6 protein-coding genes and 1 tRNA gene are annotated in these 6601 nt (G+C 38.7%); 2 read left to right on the top strand and 5 right to left on the bottom strand.

What is annotated here, in order from left to right:
• From H5089_RS19930 to H5089_RS19945, 4 genes are all read right to left on the bottom strand, one after another.
• Positions 1 to 610: translation initiation factor IF-2 associated domain-containing protein (locus H5089_RS19930; protein ID WP_182712950.1), on the bottom strand; the 610-nt coding region annotated here is incomplete at its 3' end.
• A gap of 25 nt (positions 611 to 635) precedes the next feature.
• Positions 636 to 2135: a transcription termination factor NusA gene (gene nusA / locus H5089_RS19935; protein ID WP_002958483.1), complete on the bottom strand. Its 1500-nt coding sequence runs from the start codon at positions 2133 to 2135 to the stop codon at positions 636 to 638.
• Between the two features lie 39 nt (positions 2136 to 2174).
• Positions 2175 to 2630: a ribosome maturation factor RimP gene (gene rimP / locus H5089_RS19940; RefSeq protein WP_002958482.1), complete on the bottom strand. Its 456-nt coding sequence runs from the start codon at positions 2628 to 2630 to the stop codon at positions 2175 to 2177.
• A gap of 281 nt (positions 2631 to 2911) precedes the next feature.
• Positions 2912 to 2988: transfer RNA gene (locus H5089_RS19945), tRNA-Met, on the bottom strand.
• Positions 2989 to 3423: 435 nt separating this feature from the next.
• Between H5089_RS19945 and H5089_RS19950 the strand changes: the two genes are divergently transcribed.
• Both H5089_RS19950 and H5089_RS19955 read left to right on the top strand, forming a co-directional pair.
• The gene (locus tag H5089_RS19950) at positions 3424 to 3885 is read left to right on the top strand and encodes a globin domain-containing protein (protein ID WP_002958480.1); all 462 of its coding nucleotides are present in this window, start codon (positions 3424 to 3426) and stop codon (positions 3883 to 3885) included.
• A gap of 311 nt (positions 3886 to 4196) precedes the next feature.
• Positions 4197 to 5753, top strand: a complete 1557-nt coding sequence (locus H5089_RS19955; protein WP_182712951.1) for a cryptochrome/photolyase family protein — start codon at positions 4197 to 4199, stop codon at positions 5751 to 5753.
• 60 nt (positions 5754 to 5813) lie between these two features.
• On the opposite strand, the gene H5089_RS19960 is transcribed toward H5089_RS19955, so the two are convergent.
• Positions 5814 to 6260: an Hsp20 family protein gene (locus H5089_RS19960; protein ID WP_024595972.1), complete on the bottom strand. Its 447-nt coding sequence runs from the start codon at positions 6258 to 6260 to the stop codon at positions 5814 to 5816.
• Positions 6261 to 6601: the final 341 nt, after the last annotated feature.

The following is a 6601-nucleotide window of genomic DNA, read 5'->3' on the forward strand; positions in this document are numbered from 1 at the left end:
TCGCTTCTTCTTCAGCTTTCTTCAATGCGGCCTCTTCTGCTTCTTTTTGCAGACGCTCAGCTTCTATGCGATCTTTCTCAGACTTAGCACTTTGCTCTGGGGTCATCTGCTTTTGTTTCGCTTTACGCTCTGCATCAGCTTTGCGTTTAGCTTCTTCTTTGGCTTTACGGTCAGCTTCTTCTTTCGCTTTACGTTCTGCCTCTTGTTTCGCTTTTAATTCTGCGGCTTCTTGTTCAGCTTTTTGTTGCTGTTCAAGACGGGCTTTTTCTTCAGCGGCTAAGCGTGCTTGCTCTTGTTCTTGTTCCATTGCGCTTTTCTTCACGTAGGTACGTGTTTTACGAACTTCAACTTGAACATCTTTAGCTTTACCCGTAGAACCAGTCACACTTAATGTGCTTTTGCTCTTACGTTGTAAAGTCATACGCGCTGGGCCATCTGAACCTGTACCACCATGATGCTTACTTAAATGATCAAGTAACGTTGCTTTTTCAGCTTCTGTTACGTTATCAGTTGCTTGCTTAGTGATACCTGCTTGTGAAAACTGCTGTAGCAATTTATCAACAGTTGTACCTATATCGCCGGCTAGTTTTTCAACATTTACTTCTGCCATAGTGTGTAATACCTCCGTTAATAAATTACTCGTCTGCAAACCAACAAATGTTTCGTGCAGCCATAATCAGTTCACCCGCTTTTTCAGATGAAAGTTCTGTGATATCAACTAATTCGTCAATACCTTGCTCTGCCAAGTCTTCAAGTGTAACAACACCTTTGCTTGCCATAACAAATGCTAAGTGACGCTCTAAGCCTTCAAGCGCAAGTAAGTCTTCAGCAGGCTCTGCGCCATCTAAGCTTTCTTCCGTTTTAAGTGCTTTAGTTGTCAATGCATCTTTTGCGCGTGAACGCAATAAATCTACAGTCTCTTCATCAAGACCATCAATTTCTAAAAATTCAGACGCAGGTACATACGCCACTTCTTCAAGTGTCGAGAAACCTTCGTTAATAAGTAATGATGCAAACTCATCATCTATATCTAAATTTTCAGTGAATAAGTTAAGTAACTTATCAGATTCAGCTTCATTTTTAGTACGCATGTCTTCAACAGTCATTACGTTCAGTTCCCAGCCAGTTAATTGGCTTGCTAAACGAACATTCTGACCATTACGACCAATTGCTTGTGCTAGGTTATCGGCTTCTACAGCAATATCCATTGAGTGAGTGTCTTCATCCATTACGATTGAAGCAACTTCTGCTGGCGCCATTGCATTGATAACAAATTGTGCTGGGTTGTCATCGTAAAGTACGATATCAACACGCTCACCACCAAGCTCAGACGATACAGCTTGAACTCGTGCGCCACGCATACCAACACATGCACCAATTGGATCAATGCGTTTGTCGTTAGATTTAACAGCAATTTTAGCGCGTGAACCTGGATCACGTGCAGCTGCACGTAACTCAATCATCTCTTCGCCAATTTCTGGCACCTCAATGCGGAATAATTCCATTAGCATTTCAGGTTTAGAGCGCGTTACAAATAATTGTGCACCGCGTGCTTCAGGTTTAACTTCATATAAAAGACCACGGATTCGATCACCCGGGCGGAAGTTTTCACGTGGCAACATGTCATCACGGTAAATTACCGCTTCTGCGTTGTTACCTAAATCAAGTACGATTGCATCGCGAGTTGCTTTTTTAACAACACCCGTTACCAGCTCGCCTTCTTGATCTTTGTATGCTTCAACAACTAAAGCGCGCTCAGCTTCACGTACTTTTTGTACGATAACTTGCTTAGCCATTTGTGTTGTAATACGGTCAAATTTGATTGAGTCAATTTGCTCTTCAACATAATCACCCATTTGCAAATCAGGTTCTTCAACCTGTGCTGCTTCTAGAGTGATTTCGCTGTATGGGTTCTCTAAAGAACCATCTTCTAATACAGCGGCAATTTGCCAGCGACGGAACGTATCGTAATCACCGGTTTTACGGTCAATTGCTACACGTACTTCAATTTCGCCATCGTGTTTTTTCTTTGTCGCTGTCGCTAGAGCGAACTCTAGAGCTTCAAAAATCTTTTCTTTTGGAACCGCTTTCTCATTGGAAACGGCTTCAGCAACCAATAATATCTCTTTTGCCATGGGTAATGCCTCGCTTGCCCTATTCCTTCGCACTCGAATTTAAAACTTCGCGATTAAATTCGCACGTTCGATGTTACTAAGCATGATCAGATGCTCTGCACCATCGCTAGATAGTGTGATCATATCGCTGCTAACTGCTACTAAGTCGCCCTTAAAATTACGACGACCATCCTGTGGAAGTTTAGTACGCACGCGTACTTCCTCTCCTTGCGCCTGCTCGTAGTGATCTTGTTTGAATAATAGACGATCAACACCAGGAGACGATACTTCCAAATCATATTCATTTGTAATTGGGTCTTCGACGTCTAAAATCGCACTAATTTGGCGACTGGCATCCGCACAGTTATCAACTGAGATCCCATCCTCATGAGCAATATATACTCTTAAGGTAGAATGGCGACCCGCTTGTACAAATTCAAGACCATGCAACTCAAAGCCTAACATTTCTACCGCAGGCGTTAACATGGTTACTAAATCTTGTTCAAGTTTTGTCACGAAAATCCTCCATACAAACAAAAAAAGGGCTTATAGCCCTAAAATACTGAGTTTAAATTTTAATTTGATAGCAATTGCCACAAATCGTAAGGTGCAGATACAACAACGCCCCGAACCAAGCGGGGCGTCACACCAATAAAGCATAAAACTGTGTGGCCGAGGGCCAAGCTTGGTTGCGAGTCAGTAAACTGACCTAATTAAACTACATAGCCTAAAACGCAAAACGCGCATTACTTAGAATGCGCGATATAAATTAGTAAGGTAATACCTACTAGTAGAATTGGTTGCGGGAGCCGGATTTGAACCGACGACCTTCGGGTTATGAGCCCGACGAGCTACCAGACTGCTCCATCCCGCGCCAATAGATATCAAACCTTAAATTTAATATCGCTGTTAGCTGTTATACAACACGCTAAACAATGGCCGCTATTATAAGGATGTACAGGATAATTAGCAACTATAATACGCAATTAGTTTATAAAATTTGCAATTCGTCAGGATGCTAATTTAATGTATATGTAAGTAACATAAGTAATCAGCCAACTTTATAAAATTCCCATACTTGAGTCATAAAATGTAGTAGCTTATTATTTCAGGATAAAAATCAGATAAACTGAAGTTTAATAACTCTTAAAATACGTTTTAAAGGCTCACTAATTACCAGAAAGTAAATAGATATAACAAAAAGCCATACTTTCACACTAAAAAAACGTGCAGAATTTGAACTGCCCGCTATAATCAACTTTATTCCTACTTGATAATAATAGTTATTACTCACTGCAACGAGATAAAAATGAATCAACAACAATCAGCATTATTAAATAACTTAACAATTATTAAGCCTAACTTTCATGCGTTTACGGCTAAGTTTCATAGTAAATTAGCCCAATCTAGTATTGAGATGAATTACCCGACGGCCTTACAGTTTAACGAAAAGAGCTTTACCCTCTTTTGCGTGTTAGAACGAATTGTTAAACATTTAGATAAACCAGCATCGGTAGCTCCTTTTTTAGCTCACCATTTAATGTATCTAAAAAAAAGCGGCGCTTCACACAGTGACATTGCCCTTTTATCTAACGCTTTTTACGAAACCCTTGAAGAGCACCTTGGTAAACATTTTACTACTGAGAGTCAGCTCGCTTGGAAAAAAGCGCTTAGGTACTTTGAAAGCTTTGCAAGCAATGTTCTTTTCAACGTTACCAATGTGGTTTCGTTACAACAAAGAATGCAGCAAAAGCAAAGTAATAAAATTTAGATATTCAATTGGGGGGGAGACTTAATTTACTTAATCTCCCCTTAATTATGCTCATTTTAACACCATGGTCAAAACGCCTCGATATGCGGTTAAACTTTTTTGCCCTATTGCTAACAGCACAATGTATTGCGTTATTTACCGCCTCTATTCGTTTTACTAATCTATTATTAAACTCAAGAAACAACTAATCCCAAGCATTAAAAACAGCAAACTATTGTCGTTATGCACTTAATTACTCCTATTTGCTTGTTGTAAAATATTAAAACGATCGTTTAATTAACTATGCCCGTATAAAAAAATTTGGCTTTACTATGACCCATCACAAAACACTTAGATTAATACTAGGCGATCAGCTAAACCCATCTCATTCATGGTATAAACAAAAAGACGACGACACGCTTTATCTCATCGCAGAATTAAAACAAGAAACCGACTACGTTAAGCATCACATTCAAAAACTGTGTGCTTTTTTTAATGCTATGGAAAACTTTGCAACTGCATTAAAAACGGCAGGTTTTAATGTTTTGCATTTAACACTTGACGATACCGCTGACGACAAAGACTTAATTGAATTACTCAAGCGAATTTCCGATAAATACCAATGCGAAACTATTGAATATCAATACCCTGATGAGTTTAGGCTTAAGTCCCAATTAGCTAAGTTTAAAAGTGATGGCTCATTTGATGTAATTGCCACAGATACTGAACATTTTTTATTACCGTTCACTGATATAAAAACACGCTTTACAAAAAACAAGCATGTGACAATGGAGCACTTCTATCGTGCTATGCGTAAGCAGTTTAATATATTAGTTGATGATACTAAGCCAACCGGTGGCAAATGGAATTTTGACAGTAATAATCGTAATAAATTTTCCAAAGCTGACTTAGCGTGTATACCAAAACCTAAGCTATTCAATAATAATGTCAAGAGCATCATTTCTCGCTTAAATAAGCACAAGATCGTTTACTTTGGCGAAATAGCCGATCAGAAACTAGAGTGGCCAACAACGCGTAAACAAGCCATTGAATCTCTCGAATACTTTTGCGAGCATTTACTTAGTTGCTTTGGTCACTTTCAAGATGCGATGACAGATCAAAGTAAAAATAATACCAGCTTGTACCATAGCCGATTATCGTTTGCCCTAAACGCAAAAATACTCCACCCGTTATATGTAATCAAACGTGTAATAAGAGAATACGAACAAAGACCCAGTGAAATATCCCTCTCGCAAGTAGAGGGCTTTACTAGGCAAATATTAGGTTGGAGAGAATATGTACGTGCCATTTATTGGATTAACATGCCCGACTACGCTGTTAAAAATCAACTACAAGCCAAAAACACACTACCATCTTATTTTTGGAACAGCTCTACAAAAATGAATTGCCTAAGCCACTCATTAAAACAAAGCCTTGAAACCGCTTATGCCCACCATATTCAACGCCTAATGGTTATTGGAAACTTTTGCATGCTTACAGGAATAAACCCTGATGACGTAGATAATTGGTACCTAGGTGTTTATATCGATGCCATAGAGTGGGTAGAGATGCCCAACACCCGAGGAATGAGCCAGTTTGCCGATGATGGAATAATTGCGACTAAACCTTATGCTGCAAGCGGTAACTACATTAATAAGATGAGCGATTACTGCAAAAGCTGTCAGTACGATGTAAAACAAAAAGTAGGTGATAAAGCTTGCCCGCTAAATAGTCTGTACTGGCATTTCATGAATAAACACAGAGACAGGCTAGAAAAGAACCCTCGTATTGGTATGGTATATAAAAACTGGGATAAACAAGAAAAAACACTCCAAGAACAAACGCTGCAACAAGCAACCTACTACCTTAATAATTTAGAAGCGCTGTAAACAAAAAAGCCGCCTCGAATGAGGCGGCTAAGTAATCAGGGGAATATGTACTTTAGAAGATTATTTACCTTCTATTAGATTGCTATTACCAATTTCAATTTTACGTGGTTTTAGCGCTTCAGGGATTTCACGTTCTAAGTCAATACTTAGTAAGCCATTGGCTAAATCTGCGCCAAGTACTTTTACATGATCTCCTAACTGGAATTTACGTTCAAAGTTACGCTCAGCAATACCTTGATGAATAAATTTACGCTCTGCGTTTTCATCTTTATTTGCTTTAGTACCTGTAACTTTTAATGTGTTATTTTCTGACTCAATGGTTAATTCGTTATCGCTAAAACCGGCAACGGCCATAGTGATTCTGTATTTGTCTTTATCGAGTGCTTCTATGTTGTAAGGAGGAAAACTTGGCTGCTTATCTGTATTAGCTGCCGCATCCATAAGTGATGCTAAATGTTCGAAGCCGATAAATGAACGATAAAGTGGTGATAAGTCTACTGTACGCATAATAATATCCTCATATTTAAGCGATATTTTGCATGTGCTTTTCTATTGAACAAGCTCAAGCAAAGTTTAATTAATAATATAAATTTCAATTATTTAAGTTTAATTTAGGACCCATCAGGCGTCCTACTTAACTATATATGGACGGTAAAATTGTTTTCAAGAGATTAATTTTAAAAAATTAAAAATAAATAAAAAAAGGCACTAAAAAGCTGTCTCTTGATCACAAGTCTGACTCAAGAGATTTTGCTAAATCGTAGCCTTCCAGGATGGCTTGTAACTTAAGCCATCCTTGCCATAACACTTTCACAGATGCACGCCCTGTGCGCTTGGTATCTTTCCAG

Origin of the sequence: Pseudoalteromonas sp. SR45-1, assembly GCF_014163655.1 — a bacterium.
Taxonomy (GTDB): Bacteria; Pseudomonadota; Gammaproteobacteria; order Enterobacterales; family Alteromonadaceae; genus Pseudoalteromonas; species Pseudoalteromonas distincta.

What these genes read in the sequence shown, in the direction of transcription:
- nusA (WP_002958483.1), bottom strand. Translation starts at nt 2,135, where the DNA reads ATGGCAAAAGAGATATTATTGGTTGCTGAAGCCGTTTCCAATGAGAAA.
- H5089_RS19950 (WP_002958480.1), top strand. Translation starts at nt 3,424, where the DNA reads ATGAATCAACAACAATCAGCATTATTAAATAACTTAACAATTATTAAG.
- H5089_RS19955 (WP_182712951.1), top strand. Translation starts at nt 4,197, where the DNA reads ATGACCCATCACAAAACACTTAGATTAATACTAGGCGATCAGCTAAAC.
- H5089_RS19960 (WP_024595972.1), bottom strand. Translation starts at nt 6,260, where the DNA reads ATGCGTACAGTAGACTTATCACCACTTTATCGTTCATTTATCGGCTTC.